Origin of the sequence: Aquisediminimonas profunda, assembly GCF_019443285.1 — a bacterium.
In the GTDB taxonomy this organism is placed as follows: domain Bacteria; phylum Pseudomonadota; class Alphaproteobacteria; order Sphingomonadales; family Sphingomonadaceae; genus Aquisediminimonas; species Aquisediminimonas profunda.
The window spans coordinates 1,781,750-1,798,174 of sequence record NZ_CP080327.1; the positions used below are offsets into that span (position 1 = coordinate 1,781,750).

Genomic DNA, 16,425 nt, shown 5'->3' on the forward strand with positions numbered 1-16,425 from the left:
TTTCACTCTTCCCTAACCTGAACCAGACTATGACACTGCCATGTCGCACAAGCTGTTAGCCTTTGTCATTGGGCTGGGCCTCGTGATCGGAGCCCTTTGGCCTTCGAGCCGCAAGCCCGCTGAAACTCCGCCCGCGGTTCCGCCGCCCAAGAGCGGCAAGGTGATTGCAGTTCCGTCAGCGCCAAGCGAGATTGTCCTCACAAGAAGCCAGAATGGCCATTTCTATGCTGATCTCAATGTGGATGGGCAGATCATACATTTTCTCGTCGACACGGGCACGAGTTCAATTGCTCTTTCCGCCGCCGATGCTCGAAAGCTGGGAATCAGCTGGACCGAGCAGGACCTGAAGCCTGTCGGTCGCGGCGTGTCAGGTCCGGTCAATGGCAAGTTTGTCACGCTTCATCGCATGCAACTCGGGAGCAAGGAGGCATGGGACATGGAAGCCGCCGTTATCCCCAACGGGCTTGAGGTTTCTCTTCTGGGCCAGACCTTCCTTGAAAAGATCGGCTCCGTCAGCATCAATGGCGACCAAATGATCCTTCGCTGAACAAACGGACTGGACAGGCCGAAGCTGCATCGGCAATCCGGATGGATGACGGATTTGACACTTTCGGGGCGGGTAGCCCTTGTGACGGGAGCAAGCAGGGGCATTGGTCGCGGCATTGCGCTGGCGCTTGCCCGCGCTGGCGCAGACATCGCCGTGAACTATCGACGGGAGGCTGAGGCAGCCGCTGCCGTTGTTGCCGAGATCAGCGCGATGGGCAGAAGGGCCAAGGCCTATCATGCCCCTGTGGACGATTTTGAAGCCTGTGCGACAATGGTCGACGCCGTCGTTCGGGATTTTGGAGGACTCTCGATCCTCATCAACAATGCGGGCATCGCGAGCCGCGGCAGAACGGTCGCGGAAACCGATCCGGCGGAAATGGAGCGCGTGGTTCGTGTTCATGCTTTTGGGCCGCATTATATGTCTAAACTTGCCATTCCGCATCTGCGCAAGAATGCACGCAGCGACATCGTAATGATTTCGAGCGTCGCAACGCAGACCAATTCGGCAAATGGGGCGCCTTACAACATGGGCAAGGCAGCATCTGAAGCGCTTGCTCTGACGATAGCCAAGGAAGAAGGCGCGAACGGTATCCGTGTGAACATTGTCGCGCCCAGCCTGACGGTGTCCGACATGGGTGAACGTTTGGCAAAGGCAGTTGCCGGCGTCGACGACATTCATTTGCTCGACGCAGGCTTTCCCTTCGGCAGGGTGCCTACCCCCGATGATGTGGCATCTGCCGTGCTGTGGCTGGTGTCCGATGCCAATACTTATGCTTCGGGGCAGAAAATTAACATTGATGGTGGCTCAAGCGGCAGCGTCCGCTAAGAGCAGCACATGTCGAGTTCTGACCACACATCGACGGCCATCCCATATGGCATGGCAACGCTAGGCATTGCCACATTTTCGACGATGGATGTGGTGATGAAAGGCCTGTCAATAAGCCTTGGTGCCTATAATGCGATGCTGTGGCGGATGCTGGCGGGTATCATCCTGGGGGGGCTTTTGTTCCTGGTTTCCGGGACGCGGCTGCCGGCTCGATCGACTTTCAGGCTTCATGCCCTGCGCGGCACAATCGCCGCGTTCATGGCCACCTGTTTTTTCTGGGGATTGGCTCGCGTTCCGCTTGCCGAAGCGATTGCTCTGTCCTTCATTGCACCGCTGATTACACTTTATCTGGCTGCGGTTTTGCTGGGAGAGAAAATCAGCCGGGGCGCGATTTTTGCGACCATCCTCGGCTTTCTGGGTGTTCTTGTCATTCTCTCGGCGCGGGTGACGGGCGATTATCAGCCAGAAGTCCTGAAAGGCAGTGCAGCAATTCTGGTCTCTGCTGTTTTGTATGCCTATAATCTGGTGCTCCAGCGCAAGCAGGCTCAACTTGCATCGCCGATCGAAATTGTCTTTTTCCAGAACCTGACAGCGGGTGCTGTGCTTTTACTTGCCGCTCCCTGGCTCGCGGTCGTGCCTGCGGTTTCCCACGCGCCCGCAATTGTCGGGTCTACGGTATTGGCCATAGTCTCGCTGCTCTTGCTGTCATGGGCCTATGCACGGGCAGAAGCGCAAGTGCTTGTCTCGGTTGAATATACGGCCTTTGTCTGGGCGGCCATTTTCGGCTGGTATTTCTTCAGCGAGGCCGTTTCGCTCGCGACACTCATCGGGACTGTTCTGATTGTTGGTGGATGCTTCATTGCGGCGCGACAGAAGTCCGGTTCCAAGCCGTCCCATGTGGAGGTTGTGGCTTTGTGAGCAGGATCCAGAAGGCTGCGATGCCGTTGTCCCATTTTTCCTTGGCATTGGCCGTGATGGCAGTCTGGGGCAGCAACTTTGTTGTCATCAAAACCGCGTTGCAGCATTTGACGCCACTATTGCTTGCGGCATTGCGCTTTACATTTGCATTCTTCCCGCTTGCTTTCTTTCTCAAGCGGCCTGCGGTTTCACTGGGCAATCTGGCGAGTTACGGGCTGCTTATCGGTGTCGGCCAGTTCGGGTTGCTGTTTATTGCGATGCGGCACGATATCACTCCTGGCCTTGCATCGCTGGTGGTGCAGGTCCAGGTATTTTTCACAATCGGCTTTTCGATGCGCATGACTGGCGAACATGTTCATCGATTCCAGTTTGTAGCGCTCCTGCTGGCCATCGCAGGCATTGGAATGATCGCGACACATGCTGAAGGGAGTGCGACCGCACTGGGGCTTTTTCTGGTGATCGGTGCGGCAATGAGCTGGGCAGGCGGCAATATCGTTTCGCGTGCCGCGGGGCAGGTCAATATGTTGTCCTATGTCGTCTGGGCGAGCATTTTCGCCGTGCCCCCATTGTTTCTTTTGTCGTTCCTGTTCGAAGGTTGGCCAGCAATGCAAGCTGGCGTCCAAGATGCCGACATGATGACTTGGGCTGCTGTCCTCTGGCAATCCGTCGGGAATACGATGTTTGGCTATGCTGCCTGGGGCTGGCTGCTGTCGCGACATCCCGCAGCAACGATAACGCCGATGGCACTGCTTGTGCCAGTCTTCGGAATAGGTGCATCGGCGCTGTTGCTGGGCGAAGCTTTGCCAGCATGGAAGCTCCTCGCGGCTGCACTGGTTATGTCTGGCCTAGCAGTCGGTTTGCTATGGCCGCGCTATACAGCAATGAGGCGATTTCAATGACATTATCTATTCGCGCAGCCAAGAAAGACGACATTGGCCTGATCTTTCGATTTATCTGTGACCTAGCCGAGTATGAAAGGCTTCGACACGAGGTTTATGCTGATGTCGATATGCTTGGCCAATATCTTTTCGGACAGCGCCCGATGGCGGAAGTGCTCATTGGTGAAATCGATGGCGTGCCAAAGGGCTTCGCGCTCTTCTTCCATAACTTCTCTACGTTCGAGGGGAGACCCGGGCTTTATCTTGAAGATCTGTTCGTCGATCCCGAGGCGCGTGGATCGGGCCTGGGCAAGGCTCTCCTCTCTCGCCTTGCCCGGATTGCGCTCGACCGCGGCTGCGCGCGCTTCGAGTGGGCGGTGCTCGACTGGAATGAACCCGCGATTGCATTTTATAGATCAATCGGGGCAAGGCCTATGGATGAATGGACAGTGCAGCGCCTTGATGGCGAAGCGCTGAAGCAGTTGGCGGAACAATGATCAAAGACCCTGAAGATTGCATGACAATGGCGGACGTCAGGGCCGGCGTCGACAAGGTTGATGAGGCTCTCGTCTCCCTTCTGGCCCGGCGCTTTGGCTATATGGCCGCGGCCGCGCGCATAAAGTCCGATCGCGCACAGGTGCGTGATGAAACGCGCAAGGCTCAAGTTATTGCCAATGCGCAGCGGAAGGCGCGCGATGCGGGTATCCCCGAACCCCTTGTCGCGGCTCTGTGGGAGACGTTGGTCGAAAGCTCAATCAGTTATGAAACAGTGTTGTTCGATCAAAAGTCGATGACCTCAGCCTGAAGCGGCTTCAGCCAGCAGCGCAACGGTCTCATCCAGCGCTGTGATCATGGCCATATGGCCGGTCTCGATGCGGCGGGCCGTCCATTGCGGCCCATAGGTGCCTGCCACCACTTCCCTATGGTGTGCCACAAATGGCGTGCCCGGCATCGGCGGATTGTCACAGACAATATAAGTCGAAGGTATCTGCGGTCGACCGTTTGCAAGGGGCAGGGGTTCGACAAAACTTGAAAGCGGCTGCTCTGTCATGTTGCGCAAGTCCCACTCGCGCAATTCCGGGGTCGCCAAATGGAGTCCAACCAGTTCGGCAGGTGGCGGGGCAATCCATTCGCCGTCCTTGGCCTGAGATTCGAGCGAACGACGCAGGCGGTCCATTGCCTCCGAACTGGCACCCGGCGCGCATGTAACGACTGACTGGCCATCATTGGGTGCAAAGGCATCGAGATAGACCAGCCGCTTGATGCGGTCTGGCAGCCGGTCTGCCACACCTGTGATGACCATTCCGCCAAAGCTGTGACCGACCAACACAACGTCTTGCAATTCTTCGGTTTCGATAACGGCGGCAACGTCTCTGATGAAGGTTTGCAGCCCTTGATATGCAGCGCGGAGATGTTTCTTGGCCCCGAGCCCGGTCAGCGTTGGAGTATGGACCAGGGCACCGCGAGCGCGCAGCCGCGCCGCGACATCGCGCCAGCACCAACCACCGTGCCATGCCCCGTGGACGAGGACGAAAGTCTGACCATTGAGGTTTGTCATGCGCCTTCCTTTTGGGCCCGTTCAATGCACTCGACTATGATGCGCTTGGCGGTTTCGGCGTCGCCCCATCCCTTGAGTTTTGCCCATTTGCCGGGCTCGAGATCCTTGTAGTGCTGGAAGAAGTGCTCGATCTGCTGTGTCACGATCGGCGGCAGGTCATCATGCCCGCCAATTTCCGAATAATAGGGGAAGGTCGTATCAACAGGGACAGTGATCAGCTTTTCATCGCCACCCTTGTCATCTTCCATGAGAAGGACACCAACCGGGCGCACCCGGATGACGGCACCGGGCACGATTGGAGAGCGGGCGATCACCAAGGCATCCAGCGGATCGCCATCTTCACCCAGCGTATGCGGAACAAAGCCGTAATTCGCAGGATAGCGCATCGATGTGTGCAGGATGCGGTCGACGAACAAAGCGCCTGAAGCCTTGTCGATCTCATATTTCACCGGCTCCCCACCGATGGGCACTTCGATCAGGACGTTGATACTTTCAGGGGGGTTGTCGCCCGCCGGGATTAGTTCGATTCTCATGGGCGGCTCCCTAGCGGGAATTATCAAACAATTGCAGCCAATATTATTCCGAAGGGATCAACTCAGGAAATCTCGGACGCTTCGGATCAATCGTAATACCAGCTCAAGCTGCGTCTGCGCCGAGCGCGACGGCGTGCGCGCATGACTAACGCAAATGTAGAAATCATCGCAATGACTGCACCAACGAATATTGCAGCCAAGATGATCAACGAGTCCGCAGACATGTACTTTTCCCTAACGGCGCAATGAGAGTCCTATTTCGCCCAGCCCTATCTAACTGTAAAGGGTTGCAGTGCAACCAATGCACGTCGGTTCCGTCCCAATTTGGATAAATTTGGATCTACTGACACAACCGGTACCCGACACCTGGTTCATTCCTAATAAATTGGGGGCGGCTTGGAACGGGTTCCAACTTGAGCCGCAGCGCGCGTGCCGTGACTCGCAAATATTCTATGTCGTCAACATGCGCAGGCCCCCAAATTGCCTTTAGGAGGTTGGAATGTGTTATGACGCGGCCAGGGCGTGCGGCTAGCGCGGATAGAAGTGCATATTCTTTCGGGGTGAGATGCACCTCAAGCCCGGACTTCTTCACCAGCCTAGAGGAAAGGTCGACCTCGACATCTGCAAACATGACACGCGTAAGCTCCTGCTCGGCGTTTTGTGTTCGGCGGAGCGCGGAACGGAGGCGAGCGAGCAGCTCTTCGGTGTCGAATGGTTTGGTCACATAATCTGTTGCGCCAAGGTCCAGTGCGGCAACCTTTTCGCTTGTCCCATCTCGCGCTGAAATGACAATGACTGCACAGGCTGATCCCTTCGTGAGCAATGAAACCAGCTCTAGCCCGTCGCGATCGGGAAGACCGAGGTCTACAAGTGCAGCGACAGGGTGATAAAGCTCGTTCAAATGTGCCGCCTCGCGAGCCGTCGCCGCTTCAAGCGGCTGATAACCGGAACGTCGTAGCGCCGCACAAAGTAGGCGCCTAATCTGCATTTCGTCGTCGACAACAAGGACTTGGGTCACTTCATTCACAAACCGGCCTCCTTCAATTCACTTACAAGGTTGGCAGTTGGAAAGTGGATCATGAATTCGGCACCGTTGCCCTCGCTCCTGTTGCTGCATTGCACGTCGATTCCCAGTGCCTTTGCATATCCCGCCACGATAGCCAGTCCAAGGCCAGTGCCGGGCACTGACGAAGTACTGATTCCCCTGTTGAATGGCAAAAACACGTCTCTCACTTTGGCGTTGCCTAGCCCCGGACCAGTGTCGCGCACTATCACTGAAAGGCCACCGTCACTCATCTCCAGAGCGATTTCGATTGGCCCACCGGGTGGCGAAAATTTACAGGCGTTATCGATAAGATTCACTAAAATGTGATGGAGCAGGCGCTCGTCAGAGCGAACCAATGGCACTGACGCAGGTATGTCATAGATGATTTCATGATCCGCAGTCTGACGCTTCAGCGCGTCAAGCGCAGACGCGATGGAATCGGCGATTTCTATCGGCTCAAGGCGCAACGATATCGCTCCGGCGCGAATGCGTGCCAGATCGACCAGGTTTGAAAAAAGCCGTTCAAGTCGGTCAGCGCCCTCGCTCGCGGCTTGAAGTGCCGTCAAATTGCCCGGCTCATCCTTGAGTGCTGCAAGTCCCGATTTTATGGTTGTAAGGGGTGTTCGCATGTCATGACCAAATGACGCGAGCAATGCTTCGCGCATCGCATCCTGTTCGGCGCGCGCTTCCAACGTGCGACGAGCCATTGAAATCCCAAATCTTGCAATGGCCTCGCTGCAGCGATCTGCCATTGCTTGGATGAATGGCAGTCTCGCAAATGAGACCGGGACCAACGTATCCGCTCGCCAAAGTTGGACAAGCAGGGCGCGTTCGCCGTCAATCCTGGATGCGAAGAAGAGATTGTCGGCGCTGGACATTATCGGTGTCCCCCGGCCGGCAGCGTCACCATGAGCCAGTGCCCAACGCGCAGCGGCCAGATCAATCGGGCTCGTTGCTACCAGCTCACCCAATGCCTCATCGGCTTCGGTGACGGTGACAGTGCATTGTGTTTCCGACGCTAGGGCTTCCACGAGGCATTGGCGCATCGCGCTTTCACTCGTCTGTTTGCCGAGGTTCGCAGTGAGATTCGACAGCGCCTCACTTTCGGCGGCCTTTTGGCGTGCAATGCCTGCTTGGGCTTGGAGGCGCGCTGCGAAATTGCTGACAGCAAATGCAACGACGAGAAGGATTACAAGTGTGACGACATTATCCGTGTCAGCGATATGGAGCGTGTAACGGGGTGGCACGAGGAAGAAATTGAAGGCCAAAGTGGACAATGCCGCTGTGATGAAACCCTGGGACATCCCGTACCGGCCGGAAACCGCAATAACAGGCAGAAGAAACAGAAAGGCCAGATTGGCGAGGCTCAATTGATCCGAGAGTAACGCGCTAATGCAGGTCACGACGGCGATGGTGGCCGTACTCACCAGCAGCCAGCGGATTGACCTCAACCCAGTCTGCAATTGCGACTCACTCGCCCTCATGATGGCAATATTCCCACCAAAGGTCGTCGCCGTCGATGAGGCAGGTTCAAACTTCTACCCTGGAGCCCATTTCAATCACACGATTGATTGGAATGTTATAGTAAACGGTCGGGTCGGACGCGTTCTTGTGCAAGAAGATGAAGATCAGATCCTGCCAGAATGGCAGGCCGACATCACGGCTTGGGGATAGCATGTTGCGCCCGACAAAGAAGGATGTACCGCCGCGATCAGACAGAACCTTTCCGGTTCGATAAAGATCGCTCGGGACGTCCGCGACTTCCATATAACCATAGGTGATTTCCACCTGGCTGAAATTTTCGTCGATGGGCGTGACGGACACCCTTTCGCTTTCGTCCACCCGCGGCCTGGTGACAGTACGGACGGTCAGGATGATGTTCTGATTGTGGAGAATCCGGTTATGCTTGAGGTTGTGGAGGAGCGCGACAGGAGCAACCTCCGGCTCAGACGTCAAGAACACTGCTGTCCCCTCGACGCGCCTGGGTGGACGGGCAGAGAGCGCCTTGGCCAGGTCTATCATCCCAACGCTGTTCCAGTGGGTTTCTCTCGAAAGGAAGATCTTTCCCTTCACCCAGATATGAATCAACAGCCCGATGATTGAGGCGATAACAAGCGGGACCCATCCGCCTTCGACGACGCGCAGGATGTTTGCCCCAAAAAAGAAGAGATCTAGCAACAGGAAGGGAGCGATAAATGCCAGAGCAGAGGCAAGGCGCCAATTCCATAGCTTCCAAAGAACAATGAAGGCAAGGCAGGTGGTGGCGACCATCGTCCCGGTCACAGCAATGCCATAAGCCGCCGCCATGGATGTCGAGGTGCGGAACTGGATGATCAAGACGGCAACACCAGCCAAAAGCAGCCAGTTTATGACCGGTACGTAGATCTGGCCGAAATGCTCTTCGCTTGTTTGCAGGATCTTGAGCCGCGGCAGCAAGCCTAGCGAAATCGCTTGTTGGGTAAGAGAATAGGCCCCGGTGATCACGGCCTGGCTGGCAATGATCGTTGCTAGAGTGGCGATAACGACGACCCATGGCCGGACTGGTTCGGGCGCCATCAAGAAGAACCAGTCTGCGTTGGCAAATGTCTTGCCGGCGGCGGTTGCTTCTCCCAACTGCGCAAGCGCAAATGCCCCCTGGCCGAGGTAATTCAGCACAAGCGAAGGGAAGACAAGCAGAAACCAGCCGAGTTTGATTGGCAAACGGCCGAAATGACCCATGTCAGCCGTCAAGGCCTCCGCTCCTGTGACAGTCAGAAACACCGCCCCAAGGACGAACAGGCCGGTCATGCCATGCTGAAGGAGGAAGCTCACCCCCAAGGACGGATTGAACGCCAACAGGATTGATGGCGCATCATACAGATGCAGCAAACCGAGCGCGCCAATTGTGAGGAACCAGATCGCGCAAACAGGGCCGAAAAGTCGAGATACATTCGCCGTTCCGCGCGATTGGATCGCGAACAGCCCGACTAGAATGGCAAGCGCAATATTCATGATGCTCCGCTCACTCAGCGCCGCATCCAGTCCTGGCAAGGTCCGGAGTCCCTCGACCGCCGAAAGAACGGAGAGTGCCGGCGTAATGATAGCATCGCCGTAAAAGAGCGCCGCTCCAACTGCGCCAAGGGCAATGACACTCTTCCACCCTCCGGTTGCGCGCTTTGCGAGCGCCATCAACGAGAGCACGCCACCTTCACCGTTATTGTCGGCACGCATGAGAAAGGAGACATATTTGACGGTCACCACAAGGATCAGAGCCCAGATCATGAGGCTGAGGACGCCGAGAATTTCAGCCGCATTGATGCCGCCGCCTGCCGTCTGGCCAAGTGCCTCGCGAAAGGCATAGAGCGGGCTTGTTCCGATATCTCCGAACACGACACCTACCGCGCCGATTGTCAGTGCGGCCAAGGGCGCTACTTTCGCCTTGCTTGAATCCTGATGGTCGATCATCGAGCTACCACAAATCATTTCAGGTGGCGGCAACAGCCACACATTGGCATAAGAAATCTATGTGAGATGCGGGGAGGCGGCGTAAGAATTCCGTAAAATTGCTTTGAAAGTGGAGCCAAGATGACATCCGCCAAAATCGCGATCCGTTCGGCCTGGGTCGAGGACGCGCCCGCTATCGCATCCATTTATGCACATCATGTGCTGAATGGCACGGCCAGCTTCGATACTGTGCCGCGCACAGAGGCCGAAACGGCTGAGCGGATAAGCTGGATTTCCGGACAGGGCTGGCCATTTGTTGTCGCGGAATTGGATGGAAAAGTGCTCGGCTATGCCTATGCGACCCAGTTTCGTGATCGACCGGCCTATGCTGCAACATGCGAAAACTCGATCTACCTCCATCCCGAATGGATCGGTCAGGGCATTGGTCGCTTGCTGCTTACCGAGCTGATCGATCGCGCGCGTGAATGCGGCTTCAAACAGATGATTGCCGTTGTTGGTGGTGGCGAACCAGCGTCAGTCGGGCTTCACCAAAAACTTGGATTTGAGCATGCCGGGCGGATGAAATCCGTGGGCCACAAGTTCGGTCGCTGGCTCGATACGGTCTACATGCAATTGCCGCTGAGTGGCGTGTCCTGATCAGGCCATATTGAAGGGCAGCATTTTTCTGTAAGTGGCAAGAGGCGGCTTCCCCTCCAAATGGATACCGTTCCGGAGCAGGAAGGCATGGCGGACGATCTCGGCCTGCTGCTCAATCCCATATCGCTGGAGTGCCCATCCCGGGCGCAGGGTATAGCCGTAGCGGCAGAACGGGTGCCTTTTGACAATCAGGTTCACGCCCTGTTGATGCTGCCAGACATGCGCCATTTCGTGGATGAACAGACCCTGACGTTCAATCGGACTTTGGCAGAAATCGTCGCAATAGAGGGAGCCCTTGGGGCTGAGCCAGAGGTTACCATCCGGAGCCATGGCAACCTGCCGCGGTTGGAACGGCCACCATTTGCGCGCAAAGACCTTGACCCTTGAATAGTCGATCGCATCGCCAAAGACGCTTCGGGCCAGCACTGTTTCCGCCACCGTCAGGGAACGGCTGCTCATCAGAGTGCTTTCGGTTCCTCATCGCCTGCTGCAACGACGGCAGCCTCCGTCTCCAGCTTCTGCCCGCTTGCCATTGTAAATGTCAGCGTCATCTTGCCTCCCGGCAGCGCCTGTGGCGAGATGTCGAACAGCATGACATGCTTGCCACCGCTGGTAAAAGCGACTTCGCCCTTGGCCGGAACGGCAAGCCCCCCTTCGATTGCCGCCATCTTCATGACGCCGCCATCCATCGACATGTCATGCATTTCAGCCCGGATAGCCTGGGGCGAACCGACGGCCATCAGCCGATCTTCGACTGCACCGCCGTGGATCGTGAAATAGGCCGCACCAGGCCGTCCGGCGACGGCAGGCAGGCGCACCCAGGCGCTATCCACGCTCGCAGCCTTCGGCGCCGACTGCTGGCAGGCTGCAAGCGCAAGTATTACTGACATCGCTGCAAAAGGGCGCATTGCGTATCTCCTTGAAATTGAATCGCTCAACTAATCGTCTCAAAACCTTGCGACAAGCAAATCGACACCTATATCGCACTTCGAACCACGGGTCTTACCGTGCCTTGCGGGCGGTACCGGGCCTAGTCTGCTTGAATGGAATGAGGGATTGAAATGGGAAAAGTGATCGGGATCGATCTGGGCACCACAAACAGCTGCGTCGCAGTGATGGAAGGCGGCAAGCCCAAGGTTATTGAAAATGCCGAAGGTGCACGCACGACGCCGTCGATCGTGGCCTTTGCCAAGGATGGTGAGCGCCTGATCGGCCAGCCTGCGAAGCGCCAGGCCGTCACCAACCCGGAAAACACGATTTTTGCGGTGAAGCGCCTGATTGGCCGACGCTTTGATGATCCGATGACGAAGAAGGACATGGGCCTTGTCCCCTACGCGATCGTCAAGGGAAAGACTGGCGATGCCTGGGTCAAGGCTGGCGGAGAAGATTATTCGCCGTCGCAGATCTCTGCCTTCACGCTTCAGAAGATGAAGGAAACCGCCGAGAGCTATCTTGGCGAGACGGTGACACAGGCGGTCATCACGGTTCCCGCTTACTTCAACGATGCACAGCGCCAGGCAACCAAGGATGCAGGCCAGATCGCGGGCCTGGAAGTATTGCGTATCATCAACGAGCCGACTGCGGCTGCGCTCGCCTACGGCCTTGAAAAGAACGACGGGAAGCTGATTGCCGTCTATGACCTTGGTGGCGGCACGTTCGATATTTCGGTCCTCGAAATCGGCGATGGCGTGTTCGAAGTGAAGTCGACCAACGGCGACACCTTCCTCGGCGGTGAAGACTTTGACGCGACAATCGTCGAATTCCTTGCGGCGGAATTCAAGAAGGCCGAAGGCATCGACCTGACGCAAGACAAGCTGGCTCTTCAGCGGCTCAAGGAAGCTGCGGAAAAGGCCAAGATCGAATTGTCTTCTGCAGCAACGACCGAGGTCAACCTGCCATTCATCACGGCGGATGCTACCGGACCAAAGCACCTTGTTAAGGCAATCACGCGTGCCGACCTTGAAAAGATGGTCGAAGGGTTGATCAAACGGACCCTTGATCCTTGCAAAAAGGCATTGGCAGACGCTGGTGTAAAGGCTGCAGACATTGCAGAGGTTGTGCTTGTCGGTGGGATGACCCGCATGCCGCGTGTTCGCGAAGTCGTGAAGGAATTTTTCGGCAAGGAACCGCACACGGGCGTGAATCCGGACGAAGTCGTGGCTATGGGCGCTGCCATTCAGGCCGGTGTTTTGCAGGGTGACGTCAAGGATGTCCTCTTGCTTGACGTGACCCCGCTTTCACTCGGTATCGAGACGCTTGGTGGCGTCTTCACCCGAATGATTGATCGCAACACGACGATCCCGACGAAGAAGAGCCAGGTCTATTCAACTGCCGAAGACAATCAGCAGGCGGTGACGATCCGGGTTTTCCAGGGTGAACGTGAAATGGCGGCAGACAACAAGATGCTCGGCCAGTTTGATCTGGTTGGCATTCCGCCAGCACCCCGCGGTGTTCCACAGATTGAGGTGACGTTCGATATCGACGCGAACGGCATTGTTTCCGTCCATGCCAAGGACAAGGGCACCGGCAAGGAACAGCAGATCAAGATCCAGGCCTCAGGCGGATTGTCGGACGCTGACATCGAACAGATGGTCAAGGATGCAGAACAGTTTGCCGAAGAAGACAAAAAGCGTCGTGAAGCGGCCGAGGCCAAGAACAATGCCGAAAGTCTGATCCATACAACGGAGCGCCAGCTTTCTGAGCATGGCGACAAGGTGGATGAGGCAACCAGGTCCGAGATTGAGGCTGCAATTGCCGAAGCGAAGACCGCGGTTGAAGGCGGCGATGTCGCAGCGATGACCGCGAAGGGTCAGGCTCTTGCCCAGGCAGCAATGAAGCTTGGTCAGGCAATTTATGAGAAGGAACAGGCAGCTGCTGCCTCACCCGAGGCGGAAGCGCCGAAGGATGAGGATGTGGTTGATGCCGAATTCTCCGAAGTCGACGAGAACAAGGGCTGAGAAATACTCCCCGGGGCTGTTCCCCGGGGAGCATCTTTCCGGGGGGTTCCATGTCTCTGCCTGACGACTATTATGAATTGCTGGAGGTCGAACGCACCGCCGATGACGGAGCGATCAAATCCTCATATCGCAAGCTCGCCATGCGCTACCATCCGGACAAGAATCCCGGATGCAAGGATTCAGAAGCCCGATTCAAGGCAATCAGCGAAGCTTATGATGTCCTGAAGGACCCTCAGAAGCGCGCCGCCTACAACCAGTATGGCAAGGCCGCATTCCAGAATGGCGGCGGCGCCGGGCCTCAGGATTTTGGCGGTTTTTCAGATATATTCGACAATATATTTGGTGAATTCATGGGCGGCGGTCGCGGCCGCCAGCGCGGTCCCCAGCGTGGGGCGGACCTGCGCTACGATCTTGAAATCACTCTTGAAGACAGTTTTCACGGCAAGGAAACCGAGATCCGTGTCGAAGTTTCAGCCGTCTGCGATCCGTGTGGTGGTTCCGGGGCAAAGCCCGGGACGTCAGCCAAGACATGCGGGACGTGTGGCGGCCATGGCAAGGTGCGCACGCAGCAAGGCTTCTTTGTGGTTGAGCGGCCTTGCGCCAGTTGCCGGGGCGCGGGCCAGGTTCTCTCCGATCCCTGCACAACCTGCCGCGGGAGCGGCCGCGTCGACAAGGAAAAAACCCTGAGTGTCAACATCCCGCGCGGTGTTGATGATGGGACGAGAATTCGCCTTTCGGGCGAAGGCGAGGCTGGTGAACGCGGTGCACCTGCTGGCGATCTCTATATCTTCCTGCATCTTGAGCGCCACCAGCTCTTTCAGCGCGAAGGAACGACGTTGTTCGCCCGTGCGCCAATCAGTTTCACGACGGCCGCGCTGGGCGGCACCATTACGGTTCCCGGTCTGGATCGCACACCTCACGAAATCCGTATCCCGGCCGGCATTCAGTCCGGCAAGCAACTTCGCCAGCGCGGCGCAGGCATGCCGGTCCTGAACGGGCGCGGGACCGGCGATCTGGTTGTTCAGATCGAGGTCGAGACTCCCACAAAGTTGACCGCTGAGCAGCGCGAATTGCTTGAAGCGTTTCGCAAAACGGAGACTGGCGAAGAATGCCCGCAAACAGCCGGCTTCTTCACCAAGCTCAAGAACATGTGGGACGAACTGACTTAGTCGAGCTCCCAGCCGCGTTCGCCGTGGCTGGAGAGGTCGAGCCCATCATGTTCCGCCTCTTCGTCCACGCGCATGGGCAGCACCACATTGCTTGCAATGCAGATCAACCATGTGACCAGCCCCGTCCAGACTGCGACGATGCTGACAGCAAGCGCTTGCGCACCCAATTGGCTGGTCAATGTCTGGCTTTCTGCGAAACCAATGCCGCCGATTGACCGGGACATGAAGAGGGGAAAGAAGATTGACCCAAGCATTCCGCCGACGCCGTGCACTGCAAACACATCAAGGGAATCGTCCACCTTCCAAGTCTGTTTGACCAACTGGACTGCAAAGAAGCAGACAAATCCGCCGAGCAGTCCCAGAATGATTGCTCCTGACAAGCCAACATAGCCAGCCGCTGGCGTCACAGTCGCCAGCCCAGCGACGGCGCCGGTCACGATACCAATCGACGTCGGCTTTCCGATCTTCACGCGTTCCAGCAGGATCCAGACAAGTGCAGCTGCACAGGCCGCCATATGCGTGTTCAGAATGGCAGAAGCAGCATCGCCACTGGCCGACAAGGCGGAGCCGCCATTGAAGCCATACCATCCAAACCAGAGCAGTCCCGCGCCAACCATAGTGAGAGCGGGACTATGTGGAGGGAGCAATGATTTGTTGAAACCTCTCCGTTCACCCACCTTCAAGGCAATAACGAGAGCGGCGATGCCTGCTGTCGTGTGGACCACAATACCGCCGGCAAAATCCATGGCGCCAAGGCCGGAAAGCCAGCCTCCACCCCAGACTGAACGTGCAACCGGAATATAGACAAGTAGAGTCCAGATCACGCTGAATGCGACCACCCAGCCGAACCGTATGCGCTCTACGAATGCCCCGATCACAAGTGCAGGCGTGATTACGGCGAATGTCATCTGGAAGAGTGCAAATGCGCTTTCCGGGAGCGTGGTTCCCGCACGCAAATCACCGAGATTTGCCAGAAATGCATTGCTTGTACCGCCGATCCACTGATTGCCTTCGCCAAAGACAAGGCTGTACCCCAGGACCGCCCAGAGAAGGGACACGGTGCATACGATGACAAAGCACTGCATCACGACAGAAAGAACGTTCCGGGCCCGAACCAGCCCGCCATAAAAAAGGGCCAATCCCGGTATCGTCATTAACAGGACAAGTGCAGATGCGACGAGGATCCAGGCCGTATCACCACTATCGGAAACGACAATCGGCTGAGCGACCGCTGGGCTCGCCACGCATGATGCCAGAGCCAATGCCGCAATAAATCTTGCTGCCCCCATATTTCCTCCCCATTTCTCTTGTGGCCCTGCTAGGCGAAGCAGGCAACGGCTTCAACCTTGAAGCGTAGCCCGGATTTTGGCACAAGCCACCGATCATGGATTTAGGGATTATCGGCGTCATGAAGCGTCCTGCGATGCTGGTCGCGGCAGCAGCAATACTCTTGTCACCGGCGTCACAAGCCGTCGCACAGAAGAAGACGCCATATTGGGCCTCAATCTTGCCCGGGCAGGCGCGCATGCGCACGGGGCCCGGACGGCAATTCCCGGCCAGCTGGCTTTACCAGCGCGCCGGGCTCCCCGTCAGGGTGATCGAGACGTATCCGAATTGGCGCAAGATCGAAGATCCCGACGGAGAGAAGGGATGGATGCAGGCCAATCTCCTGAGCGACGAACGCGCCGGTCTTGTTGTCAAGGGGCAGGTCAGGGCGCTCCGCGAAGCCCCGAACAGCGCTGCCCGAATTGTTTGGCGCGTTGAGCCGGGAGTAGTCGGAAAGCTCAGCGAATGCCGCCGTGGCTGGTGCAAAATGGATATAAAGGGAAAGTTGGGATATCTTGAGGCCTCAGCGCTCTGGGGCGTTGATCCGGACGAGCGCGAGCCCTGATTTCCGAGTACATTCCTCTATGGG

The 16,425-nt window shown here is 57.0% G+C and carries 18 protein-coding genes; 10 read left to right on the forward strand and 8 right to left on the reverse strand.

What is annotated here, in order from left to right:
- The first annotated feature begins 40 nt into the window (after positions 1-40).
- From K0O24_RS08850 to K0O24_RS08875, 6 genes are read left to right on the forward strand one after another with little or no spacing between them, the layout of a single operon-like run.
- On the forward strand, positions 41-547 hold the full coding sequence (locus K0O24_RS08850) for a retropepsin-like aspartic protease family protein (protein WP_219892393.1): 507 nt from the start codon (positions 41-43) through the stop codon (positions 545-547).
- A 45-nt stretch (positions 548-592) separates the two neighbouring features.
- A complete protein-coding gene (locus K0O24_RS08855) occupies positions 593-1,372 on the forward strand; it encodes an SDR family NAD(P)-dependent oxidoreductase (protein WP_219892394.1) in 780 nt (259 codons plus the stop codon).
- A 9-nt stretch (positions 1,373-1,381) separates the two neighbouring features.
- Positions 1,382-2,290 (forward strand): DMT family transporter, encoded by a 909-nt coding sequence (locus tag K0O24_RS08860; protein WP_219892395.1) that lies wholly within the window; start codon positions 1,382-1,384, stop codon positions 2,288-2,290.
- Positions 2,287-3,189, forward strand: coding sequence for an EamA family transporter (locus K0O24_RS08865; protein WP_246610935.1), 903 nt, complete (start codon positions 2,287-2,289; stop codon positions 3,187-3,189). Before K0O24_RS08860 ends, K0O24_RS08865 begins: the two co-directional genes overlap by 4 nt.
- Positions 3,186-3,665: a GNAT family N-acetyltransferase gene (locus tag K0O24_RS08870; RefSeq protein ID WP_219892396.1), complete on the forward strand. Its 480-nt coding sequence runs from the start codon at positions 3,186-3,188 to the stop codon at positions 3,663-3,665. Before K0O24_RS08865 ends, K0O24_RS08870 begins: the two co-directional genes overlap by 4 nt.
- Positions 3,662-3,973 carry a chorismate mutase gene (locus tag K0O24_RS08875; RefSeq protein ID WP_219892397.1) on the forward strand — a complete coding sequence of 104 codons (312 nt, stop codon included), beginning with the start codon at positions 3,662-3,664 and terminating at the stop codon, positions 3,971-3,973. The genes K0O24_RS08870 and K0O24_RS08875 overlap by 4 nt, the downstream gene beginning before the upstream one ends.
- Here K0O24_RS08875 and K0O24_RS08880 read toward each other — a convergent pair.
- From K0O24_RS08880 to K0O24_RS08900, 5 genes are all read right to left on the reverse strand, one after another.
- A complete protein-coding gene (locus K0O24_RS08880; RefSeq protein ID WP_219892398.1) occupies positions 3,965-4,726 on the reverse strand; it encodes an alpha/beta fold hydrolase in 762 nt (253 codons plus the stop codon). The genes K0O24_RS08875 and K0O24_RS08880 overlap by 9 nt on opposite strands.
- The gene (ppa, locus tag K0O24_RS08885) at positions 4,723-5,259 is read right to left on the reverse strand and encodes an inorganic diphosphatase (protein ID WP_219892399.1); all 537 of its coding nucleotides are present in this window, start codon (positions 5,257-5,259) and stop codon (positions 4,723-4,725) included. Before ppa ends, K0O24_RS08880 begins: the two co-directional genes overlap by 4 nt.
- A 340-nt stretch (positions 5,260-5,599) precedes the next feature.
- A complete protein-coding gene (locus K0O24_RS08890) occupies positions 5,600-6,286 on the reverse strand; it encodes a response regulator (RefSeq protein WP_219892400.1) in 687 nt (228 codons plus the stop codon).
- Entirely contained in the window at positions 6,283-7,731 is a 1,449-nt protein-coding gene (locus K0O24_RS08895; protein ID WP_219892401.1) for a sensor histidine kinase, read from the reverse strand. The genes K0O24_RS08890 and K0O24_RS08895 overlap by 4 nt, the downstream gene beginning before the upstream one ends.
- A 103-nt stretch (positions 7,732-7,834) precedes the next feature.
- The gene (locus K0O24_RS08900) at positions 7,835-9,748 is read right to left on the reverse strand and encodes a potassium transporter Kup (RefSeq protein ID WP_246610936.1); all 1,914 of its coding nucleotides are present in this window, start codon (positions 9,746-9,748) and stop codon (positions 7,835-7,837) included.
- Between the two features lie 120 nt (positions 9,749-9,868).
- On the opposite strand from K0O24_RS08900, the gene K0O24_RS08905 reads away from it, so the two are divergent.
- Complete coding sequence (locus tag K0O24_RS08905; RefSeq protein WP_219892403.1) at positions 9,869-10,384, forward strand: GNAT family N-acetyltransferase; 516 nt, start codon at positions 9,869-9,871, stop codon at positions 10,382-10,384.
- On the opposite strand, the gene K0O24_RS08910 is transcribed toward K0O24_RS08905, so the two are convergent.
- Positions 10,385-10,843 carry a vgr related protein gene (locus K0O24_RS08910; protein WP_219892404.1) on the reverse strand — a complete coding sequence of 153 codons (459 nt, stop codon included), beginning with the start codon at positions 10,841-10,843 and terminating at the stop codon, positions 10,385-10,387.
- A complete protein-coding gene (locus K0O24_RS08915; protein WP_219892405.1) occupies positions 10,843-11,292 on the reverse strand; it encodes a copper chaperone PCu(A)C in 450 nt (149 codons plus the stop codon). Before K0O24_RS08915 ends, K0O24_RS08910 begins: the two co-directional genes overlap by 1 nt.
- Positions 11,293-11,445: 153 nt before the next feature.
- Here K0O24_RS08915 and dnaK point away from each other — a divergent pair, with 153 nt between their 5' ends.
- Positions 11,446-13,341 (forward strand): molecular chaperone DnaK, encoded by a 1,896-nt coding sequence (dnaK, locus tag K0O24_RS08920; RefSeq protein WP_219892406.1) that lies wholly within the window; start codon positions 11,446-11,448, stop codon positions 13,339-13,341.
- A gap of 50 nt (positions 13,342-13,391) precedes the next feature.
- Positions 13,392-14,510 carry a molecular chaperone DnaJ gene (gene dnaJ / locus K0O24_RS08925; RefSeq protein WP_219892407.1) on the forward strand — a complete coding sequence of 373 codons (1,119 nt, stop codon included), beginning with the start codon at positions 13,392-13,394 and terminating at the stop codon, positions 14,508-14,510.
- Here dnaJ and K0O24_RS08930 read toward each other — a convergent pair.
- The gene (locus K0O24_RS08930; RefSeq protein ID WP_219892408.1) at positions 14,507-15,799 is read right to left on the reverse strand and encodes an ammonium transporter; all 1,293 of its coding nucleotides are present in this window, start codon (positions 15,797-15,799) and stop codon (positions 14,507-14,509) included. The two genes, dnaJ and K0O24_RS08930, sit on opposite strands and share 4 nt — an antisense overlap.
- 95 nt (positions 15,800-15,894) lie before the next feature.
- Between K0O24_RS08930 and K0O24_RS08935 the strand changes: the two genes are divergently transcribed.
- Entirely contained in the window at positions 15,895-16,401 is a 507-nt protein-coding gene (locus tag K0O24_RS08935) for an SH3 domain-containing protein (protein WP_219892409.1), read from the forward strand.
- Positions 16,402-16,425 lie beyond the last annotated feature (24 nt).